This window comes from Mycolicibacterium moriokaense, from assembly GCF_010726085.1.
GTDB classification, from domain to species: Bacteria; Actinomycetota; Actinomycetes; order Mycobacteriales; family Mycobacteriaceae; genus Mycobacterium; species Mycobacterium moriokaense.
In genome coordinates this window covers 734,203-758,640 of the sequence record NZ_AP022560.1, presented here as the reverse complement: position 1 = coordinate 758,640, position 24,438 = coordinate 734,203, and the positions used below count along the sequence as shown (strand labels likewise).

Sequence of the window (24,438 nt, the reverse complement as noted above, 5' to 3'; positions counted from 1 at the left end):
CGTCCGTCGCTACTCTCGGAGGAGTCAGCGAAGGGGAGTAGCCCCCAATCGTCGTGTCGACATACTGGCGCAAGCCCGGCCGACGAACCGCATCCGGACCTCCGGGGCGGTGGGCGAGACCTTCGACCGAAGTCGAGTGGACCGCGAGCATCAGGCCCGCCGACGACGCGTCGAAAGGTCGTACCCGAAATGCTCACCGCAATCCTGATCAGTCTCGCAGTTGTCTTCGTTGCCGAGTTGGGCGATAAGTCGCAGCTGATCACCATGACGTACGCATTGCGCCATCGCTGGTGGGTGGTCCTGTCGGGTGTCGCGATCGCGGCCATGCTCGTGCACGGGCTCTCGGTGGCCATCGGCCACTTCCTCGGTCTGACTCTTCCTGAACGACCGATCGCATTCGCCGGCGCCATCGCGTTTCTGCTGTTCGCGGTGTGGACGTGGCGGGAGGGTCGCAATAGCGACGACGACGATGTCCGTGTCGCCGAACCACGCTTCGTACTGTTCGCGATCGTCTCCTCCTTCGTCCTCGCCGAACTCGGCGACAAGACGATGCTGGCGACGATCACCCTCGCCAGCGACCACAACTGGGCGGGCGTCTGGATCGGCGCGACGGCAGGCATGGTGTTGGCCGACGGCGTCGCCATCGCCGCAGGCGCCGTGCTGCACAAGCGACTGCCTGCGCAGTTCCTGCACAGCCTGGCCAGCGTCCTGTTCCTGGTGTTCGGCCTCTGGCTGCTCTTCGAGGGCGCCCTGGGGCTGCGCTGGGTGGCGGTGGCCATCACCGGGGCGGTTGTCGTCGGGGCGGGCACCCTGGCGCTGATCGGCGTCAGCAGGCGGCGGCAGTCCGCCAGGGCCGCCGCTGCGCTTGAATCGCCCTCGATTGAATCGCCATAGCGGGCCGTCTCAGGCCAATCCGCTGGCTATCGAATCGCCCGCCCGGCGGACCGGTTTGCGGGGGGCGTCCCGCTAACTGGCGCCCGGCGGCGGTGGCGCCTAGAGCACCCGGGCGATCCTTTATTTGCGTTCGAAAACAGCAAACTCCCAGGCGGCGCCAAAACGCCCATGACGGGCGTTGCCCGTGGGGAGAACCGCGATTCCTGTGACAAACGGGTCCCGCTACTGGTCAAATCGATCACGGATGTCGTGATCTTATTTGCCCGACCGCACGCTGCGAGCTCCGCGATTGAGTACCCTGTGGGGGTCACTACGTGTAGGGGGACGCGTGTCTATCGCGTGAGCGATCAAGTTTTCCCGAGTTTGCACTTGGGTTTGCGCACAAGTCTCGCTACGATGATCAGCAAACACCGCCGCCAAGAGTCCGCTCGTCTAAGCATCTGGAGGTCAATGCTATGAGCAAGACGTTCGCCGCCCGACTAAACAGACTGTTCGACACGGTCTACCCGCCCGGTCGCGGCCCGCACACGTCCGCCGAAGTGATCGCAGCACTCAAGTCCGAGGGCGTGACGATGTCCGCTCCGTACCTGTCGCAGCTGCGCTCCGGCAACCGCACCAACCCGTCCGCAGCCACCATGGCCGCACTTGCCAACTTCTTCCGTATCAAGCCGGCGTACTTCACCGACGACGAGTACTACGAGAAGCTCGACAAGGAGCTGACGTGGCTCGCGAACATGCGCGACGAGGGCGTTCGCCGCATTGCGGCGCGCACCGTCGGGTTGTCCCCCGAGGCCCAGCAGGACATCGTCCAGAAGGTCGATGAGCTGCGTCGCCGGGAGCAGTTGGACGATTAGCCTGTCGTAAGCCGTCTTACGGCTGTCGGCGAAGTCGCCACGCTCTCCTGTTTCACACCGGGAACCCCGGATCAGGCCTGCGCGCCCTCTGATCGCATGAGCGCGCGGTACTGCAGCGCAATCTCCAGAATCCACTCGCGGTCCGAGTAGACGCTGGGCTGGCGCAACCATCCGAGGCCCGGAAACTCCACACGCTCATCTTCGGGTGCACCCTCGCGGCCGGTGTAGATCCACTCCGCGATGGCGCGCGCCTGCTCCTCGGGCGGCACACCGGGCGATTCGATCTCGGCGTCGTCGTCGGACTCGTCGTCGGTGTCGTCACGATCGGGTAGGGCACGGCCGGTGTCGACCCGCTTCCTGCGGACGTCCGCGGCGCTCGCCTCCAGGAACAGGGCGTCCGAGATCAACGACATCCGTTCGGCCACCCGGAACGCCAGCGGTCCGCGGGGACGCTCGCCGATGCCGACATCCGGCTGGCGCCGCCCGAGTTCGTCCAGCAGCGGCCGAATGACCCTCAGTTCGCGACGGGCCCCGAAATAGTCCTCCACGCTGGGCAGCAGAGCACCCGCGGCGACGACGAGCATCGCGCACCCCAGCAGCGTGACCGCGGCGCCCACCCCGACCGGGCCGGCGGTGCCGACCGCCCGTAGGAAGAAGTAGGCCGCCACCCCCACGATCAGGGCAATGCCGACCGTGAACACGAACAGCGCGCGGCCACGACGGCTGCGGTTCGAGTAACGCAATCCGGCCCACGCCACCAACGACAGCGCCATCAGCACGTACAGGAGCGGCATCAGCCACGGCAGCGAGTTCCCGCCCGACGTCAGGTTGTGCCGCAGGTACTCCTCGGGTGACATCTCCGGTTGCTGGCCCGCGGAGAAGAAGGCCACCAGGCTGACCACCGCGATGACGGCCGCAACGCAGTACTGGACGATCGCGATCCTGCGGACGACAGCGGGCTTACGCCCTGACGAGACGGTGGTGATCATGACGCAGCTGCCCGCCGCGCACATCACCAGCGCCACCTGAGACAGACCCATCGAGATGTTGGGCCACCGCAGCAGGTTGTCGATCAGGAGCGTGAGCGGCTCCCAGTTCAGCGCCGCGACCAGTCCGAGGCTGCCGAGCGCCAGGATCATCGCGGTGCTCACCAGCGATTGCTTGTTGACCAGCGCCCATCCGATACGGAGTCCGGTGGCCAGCCCGAGCAGGCCGGCGATCACCCAGACGATCAACCAAACGCCTCTCCGAGCCGGACCTGGACGATCGAGGCACGATCGGAGGGCAACCGACCCAACCGATACAGCAGCAGCGCCGCGAAGTCCTCGGCCTCCTGCTCGGCGTCCTCACCGTTGGGCCCCATACAACCGGTGCGCTGGTTCAGCATGTATCCGATCAGCTCCGAGCTGGCGAACTCCGTGTTCTCGAGGGCGGCCTCCACCACCGGCATGCCTTCATGTCCGAGAACCAGGTGGCCCAGCTCATGCGCGAGGGTGCGGTCCCAAGCCGGCAGACCCTTCTGGATCAGAAACACATCGCGATCGGCGTACTGCCGCCACTGCCCGCACACTCCGGGCGGCAGATCGGCGGTCTTCAGCTCGATCGGACGCCCCCTGTCCTGGCTGACCGCATCGACGAGCCTGGTGAGCGAGACCTCTCCTTGCCGGGGTGCGAGGTCCAATACCGCCCCTACGGCGCGGGTGACGCTGCGGCTGGCAGGCATGATTCCCCCTTTTTTCGACGAGTCCACTATGCGCTGTCGGCGCCTCCGCGGCAGCAGTTCCTCGTCAGTTTCCCCACATTGGTGGGTATCAGCATGCCCGCACACGCAGGTGCGTGCCAAGGGATCAGGCAGGCCGTGACTGGTCGGGACAGGTCCGCGCGGGAAAAGCACCGGACGATAGTGTTGTGCTGCATCGACAACGTGACCGGGAGAAGCTGGGATGAGCCTGTTCAAGCGCAAAACCCGCGCTACCCGCAAGGCCGAGGCTCGCGCGATCAAGGCGAAGGCGAAGCTCGAGGCCAAACTTGCGGCCAAGAACGAGGCTCGCCGCATCAAGGCCGAACACCGGGCCGAGACGCGAGCGCTCAAGGCGCAGCTGCGGGCGCAGCGCGAAAGCGATCGGGCCGCGCTGAAGGTCGCCGATCTGCAGCTGAAGGCGGCACGCGAAGGCAAGTTGTTCTCCCCCACCAGGATTCGCCGATTCCTGACGGTCACACGGCTGCTCGCCCCGGTCGTCGTGCCGCTGGTATATCGGGCATCGATCGCCGCGCGCGGTTACATCGACGAGCGGCGTGCCGACCGGTTGGGTGTGCCGCTGACCCAGCTCGGCCAGTTCTCCGGCCACGGCGCACAGCTGTCGGCCCGAATCGCCGGCGCTGAGCAGTCGCTGCGCCTGGTCGCCGAGAAGAAGCCCAAGGACGCCGAGACGAAGCAGTTCGTCGCCGCGATCACCGAACGCCTGACCGATCTGTCGGCGGCCGTCGCCGCGGCGGAGAACATGCCGGTGGCCCAGCGCCGCGCGGCCCACGCCGCGATCGCCGGCCAATTGGACGGGATCGACGCCGACCTACTGGCCCGGCTCGGCCTGTCCTGAGATGACGTCCGCCGCGGCTGGTTCCGTCGCCCGCGTACGCGGGGTGGCGACGGGCCTGCTGACCGCGGCACTGGCGCTGGCCGCTCACGGGGCGGGCGGCGGCGCGCTGCCGACCGGCGCGGCGACGGCGCTACTCGCCATCCTCGCCGCGACCGCCGGAGCGGTGGCCACCTCGATTCCTCGCGCGGGCACGCCGCGGATCCTGCTGTTGCTGCTCGCTATCGGCCAGCTGCTCGGCCACCTGCTGCTCAGCGTCGTCGGCCACCACCACACCGGTGCGGCCGCCCCGCCCGCCGCCATGATGCTTGCCGCCCACGTGGTGGCGATCGTCACCGGCGCCGTCCTCATCGGCGTGGGCGAACACTTATGGCGCGCCCTCTCCCGCGCCGTTCGCACGGTCGTGCGCATCGTCTGCGCCGTCGCCGTACGGGCCATCACTGTTGCGCGTCGGGCCGATCAGCCGCTGCGCGCCGCGCTCCTGCTTGCCGCTTCGGTGTCGCATCGGGGTCCGCCGGTCAGCCTCGCCCGCTGACCGAACGATCCCAACGACACAAGAAAGCACAAACGAATGAAACCCACTGCTGGGGTAGCCTCGCGCGCCCTGATCCCCGTCGTCGTGACCTCTGCGATGGTCTCCGTAGGACTGCTGACCGGTACCGCGTCCGCATCCGCCCATGTTCACGCCGATTCCGACAACGCCGCGCCGGGAAGGACCGCCGTCGTCACGTTCCGGGTGCCGGGCGAATCTGAAACCGGTGCGTTGACAACGCAATTGAAGGTCGACCTGCCGGATGTCGCGTCCGCGCGGACCGAGGTCATGCCGGGTTGGACCGCCCACCTGGACCGTGCACCTGATGCCGGTACCGTCTCGGCCGTCACCTGGACCGCGGCCCCTGGCACAGGCATCTCGTCGGATCAATTTGCGCTGTTCCGGATCTCGGTCAAACTGCCCGAGGGCGACGCCGTCAGCTTCCCCACCACGCAGACATACTCCGACGGCACCGTGGTGCGCTGGGATCAGCCGCCGCTGGCTGACGGCAGCGAGCCCGAATACCCCGTCCCGACGCTCGCGCTGGGGGATACTCAGGCCGCAACGGCCGACGACCACCCCGTCGCGATCGCGCAATCGGCGGCCACGGACAACTCGGCTCGGTGGCTCGCGGGCGGCGCATTGGCGGTCGCCGCGATCGCGGTGGCCGGGACAGTGCTGGTCAGGAGACGATCATGAAACACCTTGTCGCTGTGATGGTTCTGGCGTTGGCGCTGGTGTCCGGAACCCTCGGCAACGCAGGTGTCGCCGCGGCGCACGCCGCCCGTGTCGCGACCGACCCGGTGGAGAATGCCTCGCTGACCGAGGCTCCGCCGAAGGTCGGCGCGATGTTCAACGAGGCGATGAACCCGCAGTTCGCCGCGATGACGGTCGTCGGCCCCGACGGCAATCTGTGGTCCACCGGCGAGGTGAAAGTAGACGGCGCCGTCGTCAGCGTCGGGTTGCGTCCGCTGGGCCCGGCGGGCACCTACACGGTGAACTATCGGGCCACGTCGGCCGACGGCCATGTCGTCTCGGGCTCGTGGTCGTTCGAGCTGACGGTGCCGGGGCCCGGCGCGTCGGAGGCACCGGCCGCGGACGCGCCGACAAGTACGCCGGCGAACGCGTCGGGAAATGCCAAGGAGAACAACGGCATTCCGGTGTGGCCCATCTACGTCGGCGCCACGTTGATCATCGCGGTCGGTGCTGTGTGGGCGGTGCGGCGCCGGACGTGAATCGGCGAACGCTGGTCGGCGCGGCCCTGGTGGTGGCAGCAGCGTCCGGCGTCGCGTGGGCGCTCGCGTACCCGCAGGGCTCGCTGCCGGTGACGCTGGTCCGCGCGGTCGCCGCCTGCGCGGCGGTGGTCTGCCTCGGGCTCGCCGTGGTGCCGATGCTCGACGACGAGCGGTACCGCGGCCAGCTCATCGGCCGCGCCACCGCGCCGTTGACCGCAGCCAGTGCGCTATGGCTGGTGGCCGAGTTGGGCCGGTTGATCGGGATGGCCGCGCAGGCTGCGGCCATCCCGGTCTGGCGGCTGGGTGTACCGACGACGCTCGACTTCGCACTCGATACGGCGGGGGGCCGCGCGGGCACTCTCGGCGTGGTGGTGGCGGCGGCGCTCTGTCTGGTCACGCTCGTGGCGCCCAGGACGCCGCCGCTCAATCTCGTGGCGGCAGGCCTCGCCGCCGTGGGCGTGACGGCCAGGCTGGTCACCGGTCACTTCTATGACAGTGCGCTCGGTGGTCTTGCGGTGGCCGTCCACATCCTGGCCGCGGCGCTGTGGTGCGGCACGCTGGCGGGCCTGGTGCTCACCGTCGAGCATCGCGGTCAGTGGGCCCGGGTGTTGCCGCGGTTTTCCCAGCTGTCCTTGTTCTGTGTGCTGGCGCTGCTGCTGGGCGGCATTGTGGGAGCCGTCGAGCGGCTCGGATCACCCGACGAGTTGTACGCCACCGGCTACGGCAGGCTGCTGTCGGCGAAGATCGCCGTCGCAGCTGTCCTGGTGCTGATGGGCTGGCGAAACCGCACGATCTGGCTGCCCGCCGCGCGGGCCCACCGCAGCACCGCCGTCGTATCGCGATCGCGATCGCTGGTCGAATTGGCGGTGATGGCCGTTGCGCTGGTGCTGGCGGCCGCACTGGCCGCCACCGGTTAGCGCCATATTCGACCTGGCATGATGGGGGCCACTGCCGGTTACCGACGCTCAGGCCGGACACGCGAGAACTGCAAAGGAGCAGCAGATGGCAGACCAGCAGGACCGCCCCGACGAAGGGGCGCAGTCCACGCCGCCACCTGGACCCCCGCCGCCCGCGGCCCCTGCTGAGCCGCCGGCCGCCCCGCCGCCGGCGAAGAAGGCCCCCGCGAAGAAGGCAACTGCCAAGAAGGCGCCTGCGAAGGCTGCCAAGAAAGCACCGGCGAAGAAGGCGGCGAAGAAGGCCCCGGCCAAGAAGGCTCCCGCCAAGAAAGCACCAGCGAAGAAGCTGGCCGAAACCAACGGCGACCTCACCGCAGCGGCCAAGGAAGCCGCAGCCAAGGCGAAGGCGACGGTCGCGACCGCAAGCAATCCCGTGTCGGGTCCCGCGCCGGTGCCATTGGTCGGACCCGAGCCGTCGCGGCTGCCGATCGCCGCGGCCATCGCGGCGGGTGTGCTGGCGATCATCGTGGTGCTCCTGATCCGTCGCAGCTCCAGCGAAAGCTGACCCGAAACGGGCTTGACCCTCACGCGACGTCAGGGTCGATAGTGGCGTACGACGATGCCGAGTCCGGGTTGGCCCAATTCGTCCACGACATCAACGTCAGAAAATCCGCTGGCTAGCATCGAGCGGTGAGTATCGAACCCCGCCCCACCGCCGACCTCGTCGACGAGATCGGACCCGACGTCCGCAGTTGCGATCTGCAACTGCGCCAGTTCGGCGGACGCTCACAGTTCGCCGGGCCCATCACGACGGTGCAGTGCTTCGAGGACAACGCGCTGCTGAAATCCGTACTGTCCGAACCGAGTGACGGCGGGGTGCTGGTCATCGACGGCGACGGCTCGGTGCACTCGGCGCTCGTCGGCGACGTCATCGCCGGCCTCGGCGTCGACAACGGATGGGCCGGCCTCATCATCAACGGTGCGGTACGGGACTCGTCGACGCTGCGCACGCTCGACATCGGCATCAAGGCGCTGGGCACCAATCCGCGTAAGAGCACGAAAACCGGTGCCGGCGTGCGAGATACGGCCGTCGAGTTCGGCGGCGTGGTGTTCGTTCCCGGCCACGTGGCCTACAGCGACGACGACGGCATCGTCGTGGTCGAACCGTAGCGATTTGTGTGCGTTTAGGAGCGCTGAGCGCTCTCGAGCGCACACAAATCGCTGGGGGTGCGGTGCTTGCTGAAGGCCAGCGCCTCGTCGTCGACCTTGCCCCGCCGAATCAGGCGCAGGTCCAGCAGGTAGTTCTGCTTGAGCCGCCACGGCGTCACGTCTCCGGCCTTGGGCAGGTAGTCCAGCGCACGCAACACGTAACCGGGCGTGAAGTCCATCAGTGGACGTTCGTCGACCTTGTTACCGGGGTGCTGCGGCTCGACCTTGTCGAAACCCTTGGCGTCCATGTAGTTCAGGACCCTGCAGACGAACTCGGATACCAGGTCGGCCTTCAGCGTCCACGACGCGTTGGTGTAGCCGATGGTGAACGCCATGTTCGGGATGTGCGTCAGCATCATGCCCTTGTAGGCCATCGTGTCGTTCAGCGTGATCGGCTCCCCGTTGCGGGAGAGCTCGGCACCACCGAACAGCTGCAGGTTCAAACCCGTTGCGGTGACGATGATGTCGGCCGTCAGCTCCTCACCGGAGGCCAGCTTGATGCCGGTCTTGGTAAACCGCTCGATGGTGTCGGTGACGACGTCGGCCTTGCCCTGGCGGATGGTCTTGAACAGATCGCCGTTGGGGGCGAGGCACAACCGCTCGTCCCACGGGTTGTACCTCGGGCCGAAGTGCTTTTCGACGTCGTAGCCCTCGGGCAGGCGTCGCTGCGCCATCGTCATCAACGTCTTGCGCATGAACTTCGGGAACTGCCGGGAGATCCGGTACTGCAGAAACTGCATCACGATGCTCTTCCACCGGTTGAGGACGTAGGCCGGCTTCTCCGGCAGCGCCTTGTTCGTCCGCACCGTGAAGGGGTCCACGTCGGGCAGCGCGCCGATGTAGGTCGGCGAACGCTGCAGCATCGTGACGTGGGCGGCACCCGAATTCGCAAGGGCGGGAATCAGTGTCACCGCGGTGGCGCCGCTGCCGATCACGACGATCTTCTTGCCGGTGTAGTCCAGATCCTCCGGCCAGTGCTGGGGATGGATGATCGTGCCCTCGAAGTCGTCGGACCCAGCGAACTCCGGTGAGTAGCCCTGGTCGTAGTTGTAGTAGCCACTGGCGGCGAACAGGAACGACGTCGTGATCTCGACTTCCTCGCCGTCGCGATCGACGCGCAAAGTCCAGCGGTTGTCCTCGTCGGACCAGTCCGCGGCGAGCACCCGATGGTTGTAGCGGATGTGCTTGTCGATGCCGAACTCCGCGACCGTCTCCTTGAGGTACGCCATGATCGACGGCCCGTCGGCGATGGCCTTCTCCGACGTCCACGGCTTGAACCGGAACCCGAGGGTGAACATGTCGGAGTCCGAGCGGATGCCCGGGTACTTGAACAGGTCCCAGGTGCCGCCGAGATTCTCCCGGCGCTCCAGGATCGCGTAGCTCTTGTTCGGGCTGCGGTCCTGCAGGTGCCAGGCGGCGCTGATGCCGGAAATGCCGGCGCCGACGATGACGACATCAAGGTGTTCGCTCATGGTCCCGGAGCGTACCAACGGTGTGTCGAGATAGTCAACAGTGTGTCGAGAACCTCGACAGGGTGTAAAGTCGGCAGGCGTGACCACCGCCAGCCAGGCCCGCGCGACCCACGGTCGACGCTCCACCCGACCCTCGGGGGACGACCGCGAGCAGGCGATACTCGCGACCCTGGAGCGCCTGCTCGAGGATCGACCGCTGGCGGAGATATCGGTGGACGACCTGGCCAAGGGCGCTGGCCTGTCCCGGCCGACGTTTTACTTCTACTTCCCGTCGAAGGACGCGGTGCTGTTGACGCTGATGAGCCGCATCATCGACGAGGCTGACCGAAACGCCGATGAGGCGATGGGCGGTATGGACCCCTCAGTCGACCCCGCCGGAGTGTGGCAGGCCATCAACGCCCTGTTCCGGACGTTCGGCTCGCATCGAGCAGTCACCCTGGCGGGGGCTGCGGCACGACCGACGAACGAGCAGATGCGCGCGCTGTGGTCGCGGTTCATGCAGAAGTGGATCGACCACACCACGGAGTCCATCGAGGCCGAACGGGCCCGAGGCGCGGCGCCGGAGACGATCGCCGCGAAGGACCTCGCCACGTCGTTGAACCTGATGAACGAGCGCACCATGTTCGCGGCGTTCGCCGCCGAGCAGCCTTCGGTTGCCACCGAGCAACTCGTCGACACCCTCGCCCACATCTGGGTCACCAGCATCTACGGGACGACTCGCCACTAGTCGTACTCCGATGCGAACATATGTTCGTGTCACGCTCCGACGCGTGCATCCTGCACGCTGATCTCGACTCGTTCTACGCATCGGTCGAGCAGCGGGATGACCCCGCGCTGCGCGGCAGGCCGGTGATCGTCGGCGGCGGCGTCGTGCTCGCCGCCAGCTATGAGGCCAAGGCCTACGGCGTGCGCACCGCGATGGGCGGCCGCCAGGCCCGCGCGCTCTGCCCGCACGCCATCGTCGTGCCTCCGCGGATGTCGGCGTACTCCGAGGCCAGCCGCGCCGTCTTCGCGGTCTTCGACGACACCTCGCCCATCGTCGAACCGCTCAGCGTGGACGAGGCCTTCCTCGACGTCTCCGGGCTGGCTCGGGTCTCGGGCACCCCCGTGGAGATCGCCACCCAGCTGCGGTCGGCGGTCCGCGAGCGGGTCGGCCTACCGATCACCGTCGGCATCGCCCGCACCAAGTTCCTGGCGAAGGTGGCGAGCCAGGAGGCCAAACCCGACGGACTGCTACTGGTGCCGCCCGATCGTGAACTCGCCTTCCTGCATCCGCTGCCGGTGCGACGACTGTGGGGTGTCGGGGTCAAGACAGCCGAGAAACTGCATGCGCACGGCATCGAGACGGTGGCCGACGTCGCCGAGTTGTCCGAGTCGACACTGGCCTCACTTGTCGGCGGCGCGATGGGCTATCGGTTGTACGCGCTGTCACGCAACATCGACCGGCGCCGAGTGGTGACGGGGGTGCGCCGTCGTTCGGTCGGAGCGCAGCGGGCCCTCGGCAGACGCGGCAACACGATGTCCGCGGCGGAGATCGACGCGGTGGTGATCAACCTCGTCGACCGGATCACCCGCCGCATGCGCAAGGCGGGTCGCACCGGTCGAACTGTGGTGCTGCGCCTGCGATTCGACGACTTCAGCCGCGTGACGAGATCGCACACCATGTGTCGGGCGACGGCGTCGACCGACATGATCCTCGACACCGCCCGCGCGCTGGTGGCCGGCGCCGCGCCGCTGATCGCCGAGCGTGGCCTCACGCTCGTCGGTTTCGCGGTGTCCAACATCGACCGCGAGGGCACGCAGCAGTTGGAGCTGCCGTTCGAAGCGAAGGCGGACCGGGTCGCCCTGGATGCCGCCGTCGATCAGGTGCGCATGCGGTACGGCAACGCCGCCGTCACGCGCGGTGTGCTCCTCGGCCGCGATCCGGGCCTGGAGATGCCGCACCTCCCCGACTAGCTGGTCGCCCAGTCCAGGAGCTTGTCGGCCGACCACGTGTTCACGATGCGTTCGGCGGGCACCCCGGCGTCGAGCGCGCGCTGGGCGCCGTAGCCGAGGAACTCGAGTTGGCCGGGGGCGTGGGAGTCGGTGTCGATCGAGAACAGGCAACCGATCTCAAGCGCGAGGTTCAGCAGGCGCGTCGGCGGGTCGCGCCGTTCGGGCCGCGAGTTGATCTCAACGGCGGTGCCGTTCTCGAGGCAGGCCGTAAACACCTTCTCCGCATCGAATTTCGACTCCGGACGCATGCCGCGTCCTCCGGTGACCAGACGCCCGGTGCAGTGGCCGAGCACATCGGTGTGCGGATTGGCGACGGCCTTGAGCATGCGACGGGTCATCGACGCCTCGTCCATGGCCAACTTCGAATGCACGCTGGCCACCACGACGTCGAGCCGCTCCAGCAGGTCGTCGTCCTGGTCGAGGGAACCGTCCTCGAGGATGTCGACCTCGATGCCGGTGAGGATGCGCATCGGCGCGACGACCTCGCGGATCTCATCGATCACGTCGAGCTGATGACGTAGCCGCTCGGGTGAGAGCCCATTGGCAATCCGCAGCCGCGGCGAATGATCGGTCAGCGCACAGTACTCGTGGCCCAAATCCCTGGCCGCCAGCATCATCTCCTCGATCGGTGCTGACCCGTCGGACCAGTTCGAGTGCACGTGTAAATCACCGCGCAGGGCACTGCGGATGTCACCCCCACCGAGATCGGCTGCATTCGACCGCAATTCGACGAGCACATCGGGTTCCCGACCCGCCCACGCCTGTGCGATGACCTTCGCGGTCTTGGGTCCGATCCCGGACAACGACTGCCAGCTGTTCGCCGCGCCATGACGTTCGCGCTCGGCATCCGACAGCGCCTCGACGATGTCGGCGGCGTTGCGGTAGGCCATCACGCGGCGAGGATCCTCGCGCGCCCGGTCCTTGTAATAGGCGATCTGACGCAGGGCGGTCACCGGGTCCATGGGTCCAGTGTGCCCCGTAGGCGCACGCGCTATACAGGGCTACAGGTCGTTGCCGGCGTAGGACAGGTTGAAGCTCTTGTTGGTCAAGGGGAAGTCCGGGACGATCGTGTCAGACATCGCGACCGGCAGCGCAGGCCAATTGAACCAGGACGGGTCGACGATCTTGGCTCGGGTCAGGTTCCCGTCGCCGTCTATCTCGACGCGGTGGACGATGGTGCCGCGCCAGCCCTCGACGATGCCGATACCGCTCGACTGTCGGAAGCGGTCGCGCTGTGTCCGGTATTCGACTGGCCCGCTGTGCGATTCCACGAGCACGCAGGCCAGCTCGACGGATGCGGCGAACTCGTCGCGCCGGACCGTGTAGCGGGCGAGCACATCCCCGTCGGTGGCTCCGACCTCCGTGACGGGCAGCGCGGTCGTCGGGTGCTCGATCCTGGCGTCGGTACGCACCCCACTGGCGCGGGCGGGATATCCGAGGCAGCCCAGTGCGCGCGCGTCGTCGCCGGCGAGCACGGAGGTGCCCGCGAACCGGTCGTAGACGACGCTGTTGTCCAACGTCAGCTCGGCCACCTCGGCGAGGTCCGCGGCGATGTCGCGCAGATCGGCCGGATCGGGCAGCTCCCGCACTTCAACACCGCCGGGATGGATCGCGCCCCGCAGCAGCCGGTGACCGGTCACCTCGGCGTTCAGTCGCAGCAGGCGTTCCCGGATCCGCTGCGCATGCGAATTGGCGAGTGAGAAGCCGACGTCGTTGGCCAACGCACCGAGGTCGGCGGCGTGGTTGTAGAGCCGCTCGAGTTCGACGACCAACGCCCGTAGCCGGTGCACCTCGTGGGGCAGTGCGATACCCAGCGCGTCCTCCACGGCCAGGCTGTGCGCCAGCGCGTGGCCGGCCGAGGTGTCACCGCTGACGCGTTCGGCGAGATCCACCGCGCCGGTTGCAGGCCGACCCTCGAATAGCTTCTCCAGTCCACGGTGCACGAACCACAGCCGTGCCTTGAGCCGCAGCACGGTCTCGCCGACGACGGAGAAGCGGAAGTGCCCCGGTTCGATCAGCCCGGCATGCACGGGCCCCACCGGGATCTCGTAGACGCCGGTGCCCTCGACTGTGACGAACGGAAAGCTTCCCGCCGACTCGAATCCCGGTGCGGGTCCGGCGTCTCGGCGCATCGGACGCCAGCCCTCCGGCCAATGCGCATGCCGTACCAGCCGACGCGGCCGGGGATGACCGGCGGGCCGAATGCCGTACAGGTCCGCCATTTCCCGCTCGAACCGACCGGCTGGAAACGACATGTAGGCCAGCGAGGGCACAGCCGGATTGCCAGGCGGCAGAATGCATTCGAGCTCGACACGGCGGTCGGGTGCGGCGGCAAGGAACAGATACACCACCCGCAGCGCGTCACCGTCGTCGTGTGCGGCCACCAACGCCAGCCGAAACCCGGACCGGAAGAGTTCTTCGGCCTTGTCCTCGATCAAGTCCCGAGAAATCCGGTGCCGCACAAACTCGCTCACCGAAGACCTCCGAGTAGATCCGCGGCAGAGGTGAACAGACCGGTGAGCGGGCCAGCCGTGACACCGAGCGCCAGCGACGCGGTCGCGCCCACCACCAAAGCCGCCGCGACGGACGCGGGCACGGCGATCGCAGGTGCGTCCGCGGCCGCGGTGCCAAACAGCATGCGTCCCGAATTTCGCACCAACGCCGTGAATGCGACCGCCACCAACAGCATCGCCGCTGCCAGCACCCAGGCCATGCCGGCGTCGGCGAGCGAACGGGCGATGGCCAGTTCACTGGCGAACATCGCAAACGGCGGCAGGCCGAGCAGCACGATCAGCCCGATCGCGAACGAACCGCCGACCAGGCGTGAGCGCCGCACGACACCTGTGATGTCGTCGATCGCGGTGGAGTCGTGCGCAACCTGCAGCTGACCGCCCGCCAGGAACAGCACCGTCTTGCCGACGCCGTGCGCCAGCACATGCAGCAGCAGGGCCGCGATCGCCAGCGAGGTCCCGGCCGCGGCGGCGATCGCGATCAGCCCCATGTTCTCCATCGAGGAGTACGCGAGCATGCGCTTCACGTCGCCGGTGACGTTCAACATCAACGCCGCGATCAGCAGCGTCGCCAGCCCCACGATCACCAGCCCGTTGCGCATGAACCACGGTCCGGTGGCGGCGTCGACGATCGGCTTGATGCGCAGCACCACCGAGAAGGCCACCGCCAGCAGCACGCCGCTCATCAGCGCGGACACCGGGGCCGGAGCCTGGCTGTGCGCGTCGGCCAGCCAGGTGTGGAACGGGAAGAGGCCGGCCTTGGCGCCGTAACCGATGAGCAGCAGGCCCCCGGCGAGCCGGGTGACCCCCGGATCGAGGCTCACGGCGTAAGCGGTGAGCACGTCGAGATTCAGCGCGTGCGCATCCGGTGCCCCTGCGTGCTGTGCTGCGAAGTACACGATCACGGTGCCCAGCAAGGCCAAGGCGATGCCGACCGAGCAGATCATCACGTACTTCCACGTGGCCTCGAGCGCGGTGCGGGTGCGACGGTGTCCCACCAGGAAGGCGGTGACGACGGTGGTCGCTTCGATGGCGACCCAGATGACCCCGATGTTGTTGGCGCACACCGCTAATGCCATCGCCGAGATGAACCCGGGTGTCAACACTCCGTAGAGCCGGGCGCCGCCTGCGTCGGTGTGCTCGTGCGTGAGCTCGGCACCGATGTAGCCGATGCCTGCCCATGTGGTGAGGGTGGCCACCACGCCGATGACGATCAGCATGGTCACCGACAGCGCGTCGGCGCGCAGCAGGCCACTCAGCACCACGTGCTCGGTGTGGTCCAGGCGGGCGGCCAGCATGATGCCGGAGAGCAGGACCGTGGCGGCCGCCGTCATCGACAGCATGGCCGTCCAACGACGCCATCCGACAAGGAGATTCACCAACGCCGCAACGGCGGGGGCAAGTATGGGCGCGACAATCCAGCTGGTCATCAGTCCCGCAGCTCCTGCAGGTGATCGAGGTCCGCTGCGCCGAATGCACGACGCAACCGTCCGGTAAGGACGCCGATGATCAGCACCGCGAACAACACGTCAAGCGATGCCCCGAGTTCGACGATCAACGGCACGCCTGCGGTGAGCAGAAACGCCGCCGCGGTGATTCCGTTGTCGAGCATGAGGAATCCTGCCGCCTGCGAGACGGCATGACGGCGCGTCACCATCACGAACAGTGCGATCAGGATCACCGCGAACGCCGCGGGCACCGCGTTGACGACGGCGTCCGGCTGGAGATCCACCAGAGGACGGGTGATCGCGAACGCCGCGACGGTCAGCACTGCGGTGATCAGCAGCGAGGTGGCGGTGTTCACCAGCGGCGTCGCCTCCCGGTGCGCCTCCTGCTCGGCGGCCAGCGCCCGCCTCAGCAGCCACGGCAACACCACGGCGCGCAGCAGCAGGACCGCGCAGCCGACAGCCACCAGTTCGGTGTGGCCTTCGTGCAGCCCCCGCACGATGGGAATGGCCGCCAGCGTCACGCCCTGCCATGCAAGCAGATTCACGATGGTGCGGAGGTCGCGACGCCACACGATGAGGATCGCCGCGAGAACGAGTCCGCCCGCGGCGAAGTCGATGAGCATCACGAAGTTGGCGTAACTCATGGCGCCCCCTGAACCGTGAAGAAGTTGGCCGCGGTCACCGCGAGCAGGGCGAGGAGGAACGAGCCCGCCAACAGCTCCGGCACACGGAACAGGCGCAGCTTGGCGATGAACACCTCGGCGCTGGCCAGCAGAACCGCTAGCACAGCAACCTTCGCGACGACGGCGGCTACCCCGATGACGACCGCGGCGGCGGACGGCTGGGTACCGGCAATCCCCCACGGCAGGAACAGGTTCGCCAGTAGCGCCAGCAATACGGTCAAGCGCATGGCGGACGCCCACTCTACCAATGCGAGCCGTGGCCCCGCGTATTCAAGGATCATCGCCTCGTGCACCATCGTCAGCTCGAGGTGGGTCGCCGGGTTGTCGACGGGCAGCCGTCCCGTCTCGGCGATGATCACGATGACCAGGGCGACGAACGCCAGCACGCCCGTCACGGATGCCACCTGAGCGGGATGCTGTATCGAGTTGGTCACCAGTGCACCGAGATTCGCAGATCCGGCCGGAATCGACAGTGCGAAGACCGCCAGCAGGATCGTGGGCTCGACCAGAGCGGCGATGGTTATCTCGCGGCTGGCACCCATTCCGCCGAACGACGTGCCGGTGTCGATCCCGGCGAGGGTGAGCGCGACGGTACCGAGGAACAGCAAGCCGACGACGACGAACAGGTCGGCGCTGGAATCGAGTGGTGATCCCGTCGCCACCACCGGAATGAGCGCGGCGATCACCAGCGTCGTGCCCGCGAGCACAGCCGGTGCGGCGGAGAACACCACAGTCGTGCCGTGCGGGGTGATCTGTTGCTTCCCAAGCTGTTTGCGGATGTCGCGCCAGGGTTGCAGCACGCCGCCGCCTGCCCGCCCCTCCCAGCGCGCACGGACCTGCCTCATCAGCCCGATGACCAGTGGTGCACCGAGGGTGACCGTGGCCAGCTGGGCTGCGCCCGCGACGTAGGACATCAGGCCCATAGCGCCACCACCAACACGACCAGCACGCCGAGCGCACCGTAGGCGAGGTAGACGTGCACGCTGCCGGTGTGCGCCCGACGCAGCAGATTCGCCGCGGCGCCCACGGCCCGAATCACCGGCATGTAGAGCCGCTCCTCGACGGCATCGACCACCCGACTGCGGTATCGCACCGCTTCGACCATGTACTGCGACTCGGCGAAAGGCGTGACCTCGATGTCGGTATCCGGGCGCAGCACATCGTCGAACACCCGCTGCAGCGGCTCGGCGAATGACGTCGCGGTGTACTGCATCCGGGCGGTCAGATCCTCGGCGCCGCATGCCCACAGCGGCAGCTCCTCGGCGGCCGGGCGACTCCACGAGCGCCATTGGCTCAGCACCACGGCCGCCAGCACCGCGATCACCAACACGGCGGCAATCACGATCGGTGCGATCGAGCCCGTCACACCCGGCAGCCGAATCACCGCACCGAAGTCGGTGAATTCGACCGCGGCGGCCGGCAACGTCGAGAGCACTCGGCGCAGCGCGGGTGCCACCACGGCCGGTGTCACCCCGATCAGGACGCACACGACGGCGGCGGCCGTCATACCCGACACCATGGTGCGCGGGGATTCTTTTGCTGCGGAGGCTGATTCGGACCGCGGCCGGGCGAGGAAGCCGATCCCGAAGGCCTTGACCATCGCCGCCACTCCCAAGCCGGTGGTCAGGGCGACCGCCCCGACCGCCAGCGGAGCGGTCAGGGCAACCACAGTGTCATGTCCAGGGGCGGCGTGGACCAGTGATTGGACCAGCAGCCACTCGCTGACGAAGCCGGCGCCCAACGGCAGCCCGGACGCCCCGAGCGCGGCCACGCCGAACAACGTTGTCGTGGCAGGCATCCGCCGGGCCAGCCCACCGAGCCGGTCGAGGTCGCGCGTGCCGGTGGCCGCCAGCACCGAACCCGCCGCCATGAAGCCGAGACACTTGAACGCCGCATGGCCGACGACGTGCAGCGCCGCTGCGGCCACGGCGATGGTCGCGGGCGCGGACGCACCGGAACTCGCGAACAGTGTCGCCCCACCAAGCGCGACGGTGATCAGCCCCATGTTCTCGGTTGTCGAATAGGCCAGCAGCCGTTTGAGATCCGTCGCCACCGACGCCTGCAACACGCCGTAGATCGCGGACACGACTCCGACAGCGAGCAACGTCAGCCCCCACCAACGCGGCCCGGGACCGAGCAGCTGCAGATCGATGCGCACGATGCCGTAGATGCCGAGAGCGACCATCGTGGCGCTCATCAGCGCCGACACCGGGCTGGGCGCCTCCGGGTGCGCGCGCGGCAGCCACGCGTGCAGCGGCACCAGGCCCGCCTTCGAACCGAACCCGACGAGCGTCAGCAGGAAGACCGCGGTGCGCGCACCGTCCGACACATCGGTCAGGTCGGCGAAACGGTTCGCTCCACCCGCCGCGGACAGCACCATCAGCCCTATCAGAATGGCGACGAAACCGAGCTGGGTCATCACCGCGTACACCAGCGCCGCGGATCGCACCTCGGGGCGCGTGTGCTCGGTCAGCACCAGCACCAGCGAGCCGATCGCCATCAGTTCCCACGCGAGCAGGAACGTCGACACCGACCCGGCCGCGGGCACCAGGAGCATCGCCGCCACGAACAGTGGCAGGACCGCCGCGGCCGTTCGACTCAGATGGTGGGCATAGCCGACGGCGTAGACGCCGACCGGCACCGCGACCGCCCCGATAAGCGCCATGAAGAACCCGCCGAGCGCGTCCAGGTCCAACTGCACTCCGGACAGGGGCAACAACCATCCGATGTGCACGGACCGCGCCTCGCCGAAGACGCCGACCAGGCCCAGCCACACCCCCGCGGCGCCGATACCGGCGGTGCACAAGCCGACAACCACGCTGAAAAGGTTGCGGGACAAGTGCTTTTGCTCAGCCCCCGACGGGGCGGCAAGGGTGGCGGTCACTTACCGGTCACCGACCGCAGCGCGTTGACGATCTGATCCGGCGAGGGCGGGCAGCCCGGTATCTCGACATCGACCGGCACCACGTCGCCGACCGCGCCCGCCACACCGTAGGCGTCGGCGAACACGCCGCGGTTCAGCGCGCAGTCGCCGCAGGCGATCACAATCCTCGGCTGCGGGGTGGCCGCGACGGTGTTGCGCAGCGGATCGGCCATGTTGTGCGTGACGACTCCGGTGACCAGCAGCGCGTCCGCATGCCGCGGAGAGGCGACCAGTCGCGCCCCGTACTGCTCGGCGTCGTACACCGGACCGAACGCAGCGCCGATCTCGACTTCGCACCCGTTGCAGGACCCAGCGTCGATATGGCGAATCTGCAGCGAACCACGCACGCCTGCGGGCGGTTTGGCCACCGTCTCAGGCTTGGGCCCTTTCGGTTCGACCACACGGCCGACCCGAAAGATCTTGCGAATCCAGCTCATTGCTCACCATCGCCGCGAAGGTCGGCCAGCACGGCAACCCGATCACTGAGCACGGTTGTCAGCACCTTGCGCGCCACCGTGAGCAGCTCGGCGATGTCAGGTGAGGCGATCGAATAGATGACGGTGTTCCCGTCCTTGCGCGTGGTCACCACCCCGGCCCGGCGGAGCACACCCAGCTGCTGGGACAGGTTCGACGATTCGAGGCCGACCTCGGGCTGCAGTTCACCGACGGATCGGTCCCCCTCGGCCAGCAGTTCCAGGATCCTGACGCGGGCCGGGTGGCCGAGAGTCTTGAAGAAGTCGCCCTTGAGCTTGTACAGCGGCTGCGGCTCCACGGGCTCTCCTGAAGGTTTGTTGTTTCTTTCGATCTACAAGTTGAAGAATTTATCAGATAGTAGATCGAATAGAGCCATCGGCCAAGGGCTTCAACCGGCTGAGGGTCGGCTAACTCATGGCCACGACGGGTTCCGGCCGGTCATCGCCACGATCCGGTCCAGCACGGGAGCGTCGTCGGCAACCGGCACCGCCCGCTCGAACAGCCCTTCCACCGGCTCCTCGGCGGCGATCTGCTCGACGTGCGGTAGCACCGCCTTGGCGGTGGCCGCGTCGATGTCGTAGAGCTGGCCGGTGGCTCGGGCCAGATCCCAGCCGTGCACCACCACCTCCGTCAGCGCCACCATGCCGGCCACCTCGCCGGGGAAGTCGACACCGCCTGCCCGGCTCATACCCTGCCAGGCCGCCGGATCGCCGAACGCCGCCGCCAGCTCCGCCAGACGCTTCGGGTAGGCCGTGCGCCAGTCGTCGTCGAGCTTGTCGTCGAAGGTCGGCGGGGTGTCGGTCAGCGGGCCGAAGTCCTTGCGTGCCGCCGCGGTGAACGCCAGCGCGAGGCCACCGACGTGCGCCACCAGGTCATCGACGGGCAGCTTTTCGCAGGGGGTGGGCGCGGTCAGCTGATCGTCGGTCACGTTGGCCAACACCTGGGCTGTGCGTTGGCAGGCTGAAGTCATATCGATCATGTCCGTACTGACCGGCGCGGCCGCCGAAATTCATCGTTCGCCGAGGATTTCGGTCGCGCCCTCGACCAGAGCGGACACCTGGTTCTTCGCGCCTCCGACGAAGAACAGCATCTCGTCACCGGCCTCGAGCGCGTCGTCCGGCGACGGGAACACGATCCCGCTCTCCCGGATCACGACCGCCAGCGCGGTGTTCCTCGGCAACGGCAGCTCCCGCATCCGCCGACCCACCAGCGGATCCCCTTCGGGCAGCGTCAGTTTCGCCAGGCTCACCTGGCCCTGGCGCAGTTCCATCAACCGCACGACGTGGCCGATGTCGATCGCGCCCTCGATCGCCGCAACCAGCGCGGCGGGCGCCGAGACGGCGACGTCGACGCCCCACGCCTCGGTGAACAGCCAGGCGTTCCGCATGTCGTTGACGCGCGCCACCACCCGACCCACGCCGAACTCCGTCTTGGCCAACAACGACGCGGTCAGGTTCGCCTTGTCGTCGCCGGTCGCGGCGATCACCACATCGCAGGTCTGCAGTCCCGACTCTTCGAGCGAAGCCAGCTCACACGCGTCGGCCAACAACCAGTCCGCTTCGGGCACGGTGTGCGGTTCGTAATGGCGGACGCTGTGCTCGATCAACAGCACCTTGTGGCCATAGCCCACCAGTTCCTGGGCAACGGACCTGCCGATCGCACCGGCGCCGGCGATGCCGACGCGCATCTTCTGCCGCTCGTCGACATGGCCCGACTCCTCGGTGCGTCGCCGCAACAGTCGGAACACGCGTTCATAGTGGCACCCCGCGGGCGTGCACCGCTCGGCGACCGCTCGTCGCTCCCGTACGCCGCCGCCGTGGTAGGTGTTTACTGCACGCCGCACCACCCGCCCCGATCCCCCGACGAGGATGCAATGTCTTTGCAGCAGCTTTACCTGGTGCTGCTGGCTGGTGGGCTGGTGTTGCTGGCAAGCATCGCCGTCACCCGACTGGGCAGCCGGGTGGGGCTGCCCAGCCTGTTGCTGTTCCTCGGTGTCGGCGTCATCGTCGGCGAGGACGGGCTGGGGCTGCAGTTCGACGACTATCTGCTTGCCGATCACCTGGGCACGGTGGCGCTGGCGGTCATCCTGATCGAGGGCGGTCTGACGACACGGTTCTCCGACATCCGTAAGGTGCTGGCGCCCGCCGCATCGCTGGCCACCGTCGGCGTCGGGGTGTGCGTGGCGGTCACCGCCGCGGGCGCGCACCTGCTGCTCGGCATGGACTGGCAGCTCGCGCTGCTGCTGGGCGCTGTGGTGTCGGTGACCGACGCCGCCGCCGTCTTCTCTGTGCTGCGCGTGGTGCCCCTGCCGCGCCGGGTCGCCGGGCTGCTCGAGGCGGAGTCAGGGTTCAACGACGCCCCTGCGGTCATCCTCGTGCTGATGTTCAGCGTCGTACCGCTGGAACTGTCGTTCGGACATGCGCTCGCCGAGCTGGCTTACGAGTTGATCGCAGGCGCCGCAATCGGTTTGGCGTGCGGATTCCTGGGCTCAATTGCGTTGCGCCGCATTGCACTTCCGGCTTCCGGCCTCTACCCGCTCGCGACCTTCGGGCTGGGCATGGTTGCCTTTGCCGCGGGCGGCAGCGCCCACGCCAGCGGCTTCCTCGCCGCGTATCTCTCGGCCGTCGTGCTCGCCAACTCCGGCCTTCCGCACCGGTCGGCCACCCGCTCGTTCGCCGAGGGTCTCGGCTGGCTCGCCCAGATCGGCCTGTTCGTCATCCTCGGCCTGCTCGTCGATCCCAGCGATCTGGGCGCCGAGCTGGTGCCTGGCATCGTGATCGGTCTGGTGCTGCTTCTGATCGCCCGACCGCTGTCGGTGGTGATCGCGCTCCTCGGATTCAAGGTGCCATGGCGCGAGCAGGCCTTCATATCCTGGGCCGGTCTGCGCGGCGCGGTCCCGATCGTGTTGGCGACGTTCCCGATAGTCGGCGGTGTCCAGGGCAGTGTCCGGCTGCTGAACATCGTGTTCATTCTGGTCGTCGTTTACACCTTGGTGCAGGGGCCGTCCCTGCGCCCGCTCGCACACCGGTTGGGATTGATACCGAAGGATGCGACGCGGGAGATTCAGGTGGAGTCGGCGCCGCTGGATGTGCTGGAGGCCGAGCTGTTGACCATGACGGTGCAGGAGCATTCCCGTCTGCACAACGTCACGGTCCTCGAGCTGCGACTGCCCGATCCCAGCGTGATCACGCTGATCATCCGCGACGGCCACACCTTCGTCCCGCAGCCCGACACCCGCATCGCGGTGGGCGACGAACTGTTGATCGTCACCACGACCAAGACCAGGGCGGCCGCCGAACGCCGCCTACGCGCGGTGAGCCGGCGCGGCAGGCTGGCGCACTGGTTCGACGAATACGGGGAAGCGGATTAGCGCCCGGCGCTCACAGCACGTCCCCAGCGACGCGGGACTAGCCTCGGTGTAGTGAGATTCGCCTTCAAGACTTCCCCGCAGAACACCACCTGGGCCGACATGCTGGCCGTCTGGCGTGCCGCCGACGACATCGAGGTCTTCGAGTCCGGCTGGACTTTCGACCACTTCTATCCGATCTTCTCGGACTCCACCGGCCCATGTCTGGAGGGCTGGATCACGCTCACCGCGCTCGCCCAGGCGACGGAGCGGTTGCGGGTGGGGGTGCTCGTCACCGGCATCCACTACCGCCACCCCGCCGTGCTCGCCAATATGGCCTCCGCACTGGACATCGTCTCCGGCGGTCGGCTGGAACTCGGGATCGGCGCCGGCTGGAACGAGGAGGAGTCCGGCGCCTACGGCATCGAACTCGGGTCGATCAAGGAACGCTTCGATCGGTTCGAGGAGGCGTGTGAGGTGTTGACGAGCCTGCTGTCGAAGGATTCGACGACGTTCGACGGAAAGTTCTATCAGCTCAAGGACGCTCGCAACGAGCCGAAGGGCCCGCAGCAGCCGCACCCGCCCATCTGCATCGGCGGCAGTGGCGAGAAGCGCACGCTGAAGATCACCGCGCGTTACGCCCAGCACTGGAACTTCGTCGGCGGACCGCCGGAGGAGTTCGCCCGCAAGCGCGACGTGCTCGCCGGGCACTGTGCGGACATCGGCCGCGATCCCGCGGAGATCACGCTGTCGGCCCACGTCCGGCTGGACGACGAGCGCAACTACGGCAAGGTCGTCGAGGAGGCCGCGGCGCTGGGCAAGGAGGGTCTGGACTTGGCCATCATCTATTTGCCGCAGCCACACGACCCGGCCGTTCTCGAGCCCCTCGCAAACGAGATCAGGGCGTCCGGACTGCTCGACGACTAGCGCCGTTGACGGTCACAAAAATATAACGATTTGGCAAAGCAGGGATCAAACGCCCGTCAACGGCGTCGCCGATCCCTGCGAAGTTCGCTAGACGCCGTAGCGGAGGAGCTCGTCAGGCGTGATAAGGCGCTCGGCCTTGGCCGGGAACTCGCGGCTCTTCAGGGGATGGCGGAACAATGACCAGGCGATTCTGTTCACCCGAGACCGTGTTATCCGGTTGAGGTACACAGTAGTGACTCCTGCGTCGATACCGATTAGCTGCCCGGGGCCTTACCCTAGCGCAACGCCCTCTGTCAGTCATTAGATACCGCAGAGTTGGCAAACTGAACGAGGCGCGCCGGTAAATAATCTGCTGTTTCTAGTGATGCTGATGTTACTGAAGTGACTTCCAATTGTGCCCTCCGGGGCCCAAAACGACGCCGCCGCGGGTCGCCTCCTCAACCCGT

At 67.6% G+C, this 24,438-nt stretch carries 26 protein-coding genes; 13 read left to right on the top strand and 13 right to left on the bottom strand.

Features of this window, described 5'->3' with window-relative positions:
- The first annotated feature begins 189 nt into the window (after positions 1-189).
- Together G6N43_RS03610 and G6N43_RS03605 are read left to right on the top strand one after the other, a co-directional pair.
- Complete coding sequence (locus tag G6N43_RS03610; RefSeq protein ID WP_083157203.1) at positions 190-894, top strand: TMEM165/GDT1 family protein; 705 nt, start codon at positions 190-192, stop codon at positions 892-894.
- A gap of 455 nt (positions 895-1,349) precedes the next feature.
- On the top strand, positions 1,350-1,748 hold the full coding sequence (locus G6N43_RS03605; RefSeq protein ID WP_083157204.1) for a transcriptional regulator: 399 nt from the start codon (positions 1,350-1,352) through the stop codon (positions 1,746-1,748).
- Positions 1,749-1,819: 71 nt separating this feature from the next.
- On the opposite strand, the gene G6N43_RS03600 is transcribed toward G6N43_RS03605, so the two are convergent.
- Positions 1,820-2,983, bottom strand: coding sequence for a hypothetical protein (locus tag G6N43_RS03600; RefSeq protein ID WP_083157205.1), 1,164 nt, complete (start codon positions 2,981-2,983; stop codon positions 1,820-1,822).
- Complete coding sequence (locus tag G6N43_RS03595; RefSeq protein ID WP_083157206.1) at positions 2,980-3,471, bottom strand: ImmA/IrrE family metallo-endopeptidase; 492 nt, start codon at positions 3,469-3,471, stop codon at positions 2,980-2,982. The genes G6N43_RS03600 and G6N43_RS03595 overlap by 4 nt, the downstream gene beginning before the upstream one ends.
- Before the next feature lie 220 nt (positions 3,472-3,691).
- On the opposite strand from G6N43_RS03595, the gene G6N43_RS03590 reads away from it, so the two are divergent.
- From G6N43_RS03590 to rraA, 7 genes are all read left to right on the top strand, one after another.
- Positions 3,692-4,345, top strand: a complete 654-nt coding sequence (locus tag G6N43_RS03590; RefSeq protein WP_083157207.1) for a DUF6474 family protein — start codon at positions 3,692-3,694, stop codon at positions 4,343-4,345.
- A 1-nt stretch (position 4,346) separates the two neighbouring features.
- The gene (locus G6N43_RS03585; protein ID WP_083157208.1) at positions 4,347-4,877 is read left to right on the top strand and encodes a hypothetical protein; all 531 of its coding nucleotides are present in this window, start codon (positions 4,347-4,349) and stop codon (positions 4,875-4,877) included.
- 36 nt (positions 4,878-4,913) lie between these two features.
- Positions 4,914-5,573, top strand: a complete 660-nt coding sequence (locus G6N43_RS03580; RefSeq protein WP_083157209.1) for a YcnI family copper-binding membrane protein — start codon at positions 4,914-4,916, stop codon at positions 5,571-5,573.
- Positions 5,570-6,109 (top strand): copper resistance CopC family protein, encoded by a 540-nt coding sequence (locus G6N43_RS03575; RefSeq protein WP_083157210.1) that lies wholly within the window; start codon positions 5,570-5,572, stop codon positions 6,107-6,109. Before G6N43_RS03580 ends, G6N43_RS03575 begins: the two co-directional genes overlap by 4 nt.
- Positions 6,085-7,026, top strand: coding sequence for a CopD family protein (locus tag G6N43_RS03570; protein WP_083157211.1), 942 nt, complete (start codon positions 6,085-6,087; stop codon positions 7,024-7,026). The genes G6N43_RS03575 and G6N43_RS03570 overlap by 25 nt, the downstream gene beginning before the upstream one ends.
- 85 nt (positions 7,027-7,111) lie before the next feature.
- On the top strand, positions 7,112-7,570 hold the full coding sequence (locus tag G6N43_RS03565) for a hypothetical protein (RefSeq protein ID WP_083157212.1): 459 nt from the start codon (positions 7,112-7,114) through the stop codon (positions 7,568-7,570).
- 125 nt (positions 7,571-7,695) lie between these two features.
- Positions 7,696-8,175: a ribonuclease E activity regulator RraA gene (gene rraA / locus G6N43_RS03560; protein WP_083157213.1), complete on the top strand. Its 480-nt coding sequence runs from the start codon at positions 7,696-7,698 to the stop codon at positions 8,173-8,175.
- Between the two features lie 14 nt (positions 8,176-8,189).
- On the opposite strand, the gene G6N43_RS03555 is transcribed toward rraA, so the two are convergent.
- Complete coding sequence (locus G6N43_RS03555) at positions 8,190-9,686, bottom strand: flavin-containing monooxygenase (RefSeq protein ID WP_083157214.1); 1,497 nt, start codon at positions 9,684-9,686, stop codon at positions 8,190-8,192.
- Between the two features lie 79 nt (positions 9,687-9,765).
- Between G6N43_RS03555 and G6N43_RS03550 the strand changes: the two genes are divergently transcribed.
- Positions 9,766-10,413, top strand: coding sequence for a TetR/AcrR family transcriptional regulator (locus tag G6N43_RS03550; RefSeq protein ID WP_083157215.1), 648 nt, complete (start codon positions 9,766-9,768; stop codon positions 10,411-10,413).
- A gap of 20 nt (positions 10,414-10,433) precedes the next feature.
- Positions 10,434-11,642: a DNA polymerase IV gene (gene dinB, locus G6N43_RS03545; protein WP_083157216.1), complete on the top strand. Its 1,209-nt coding sequence runs from the start codon at positions 10,434-10,436 to the stop codon at positions 11,640-11,642.
- On the opposite strand, the gene G6N43_RS03540 is transcribed toward dinB, so the two are convergent.
- From G6N43_RS03540 to G6N43_RS03495, 10 genes are all read right to left on the bottom strand, one after another.
- Complete coding sequence (locus G6N43_RS03540) at positions 11,639-12,643, bottom strand: PHP domain-containing protein (protein WP_083157217.1); 1,005 nt, start codon at positions 12,641-12,643, stop codon at positions 11,639-11,641. The two genes, dinB and G6N43_RS03540, sit on opposite strands and share 4 nt — an antisense overlap.
- Positions 12,644-12,682: 39 nt before the next feature.
- On the bottom strand, positions 12,683-14,155 hold the full coding sequence (locus G6N43_RS03535) for a hydrogenase large subunit (RefSeq protein ID WP_083157218.1): 1,473 nt from the start codon (positions 14,153-14,155) through the stop codon (positions 12,683-12,685).
- Positions 14,152-15,621: a proton-conducting transporter transmembrane domain-containing protein gene (locus G6N43_RS03530; RefSeq protein WP_083157219.1), complete on the bottom strand. Its 1,470-nt coding sequence runs from the start codon at positions 15,619-15,621 to the stop codon at positions 14,152-14,154. The genes G6N43_RS03535 and G6N43_RS03530 overlap by 4 nt, the downstream gene beginning before the upstream one ends.
- Positions 15,621-16,283: a hypothetical protein gene (locus tag G6N43_RS03525; protein WP_083157220.1), complete on the bottom strand. Its 663-nt coding sequence runs from the start codon at positions 16,281-16,283 to the stop codon at positions 15,621-15,623. The genes G6N43_RS03530 and G6N43_RS03525 overlap by 1 nt, the downstream gene beginning before the upstream one ends.
- Positions 16,280-17,236, bottom strand: a complete 957-nt coding sequence (locus G6N43_RS03520; protein WP_110810551.1) for a respiratory chain complex I subunit 1 family protein — start codon at positions 17,234-17,236, stop codon at positions 16,280-16,282. Before G6N43_RS03520 ends, G6N43_RS03525 begins: the two co-directional genes overlap by 4 nt.
- Positions 17,236-19,140, bottom strand: a complete 1,905-nt coding sequence (locus G6N43_RS03515) for a proton-conducting transporter transmembrane domain-containing protein (RefSeq protein WP_110810552.1) — start codon at positions 19,138-19,140, stop codon at positions 17,236-17,238. Before G6N43_RS03515 ends, G6N43_RS03520 begins: the two co-directional genes overlap by 1 nt.
- A 62-nt stretch (positions 19,141-19,202) precedes the next feature.
- Positions 19,203-19,682, bottom strand: coding sequence for an NADH-quinone oxidoreductase subunit B family protein (locus G6N43_RS03510; RefSeq protein ID WP_083157223.1), 480 nt, complete (start codon positions 19,680-19,682; stop codon positions 19,203-19,205).
- Positions 19,679-20,017, bottom strand: coding sequence for an ArsR/SmtB family transcription factor (locus G6N43_RS03505; RefSeq protein ID WP_083157224.1), 339 nt, complete (start codon positions 20,015-20,017; stop codon positions 19,679-19,681). Before G6N43_RS03505 ends, G6N43_RS03510 begins: the two co-directional genes overlap by 4 nt.
- A gap of 114 nt (positions 20,018-20,131) precedes the next feature.
- Positions 20,132-20,698, bottom strand: coding sequence for a TIGR03086 family metal-binding protein (locus tag G6N43_RS03500; RefSeq protein ID WP_083157225.1), 567 nt, complete (start codon positions 20,696-20,698; stop codon positions 20,132-20,134).
- 30 nt (positions 20,699-20,728) lie between these two features.
- Entirely contained in the window at positions 20,729-21,406 is a 678-nt protein-coding gene (locus G6N43_RS03495; RefSeq protein ID WP_083157226.1) for a potassium channel family protein, read from the bottom strand.
- A 186-nt stretch (positions 21,407-21,592) separates the two neighbouring features.
- On the opposite strand from G6N43_RS03495, the gene G6N43_RS03490 reads away from it, so the two are divergent.
- Together G6N43_RS03490 and G6N43_RS03485 are read left to right on the top strand one after the other, a co-directional pair.
- Entirely contained in the window at positions 21,593-23,089 is a 1,497-nt protein-coding gene (locus G6N43_RS03490; RefSeq protein ID WP_083157244.1) for a potassium/proton antiporter, read from the top strand.
- Between the two features lie 51 nt (positions 23,090-23,140).
- Complete coding sequence (locus G6N43_RS03485) at positions 23,141-23,992, top strand: LLM class F420-dependent oxidoreductase (protein ID WP_083157227.1); 852 nt, start codon at positions 23,141-23,143, stop codon at positions 23,990-23,992.
- Positions 23,993-24,438 lie beyond the last annotated feature (446 nt).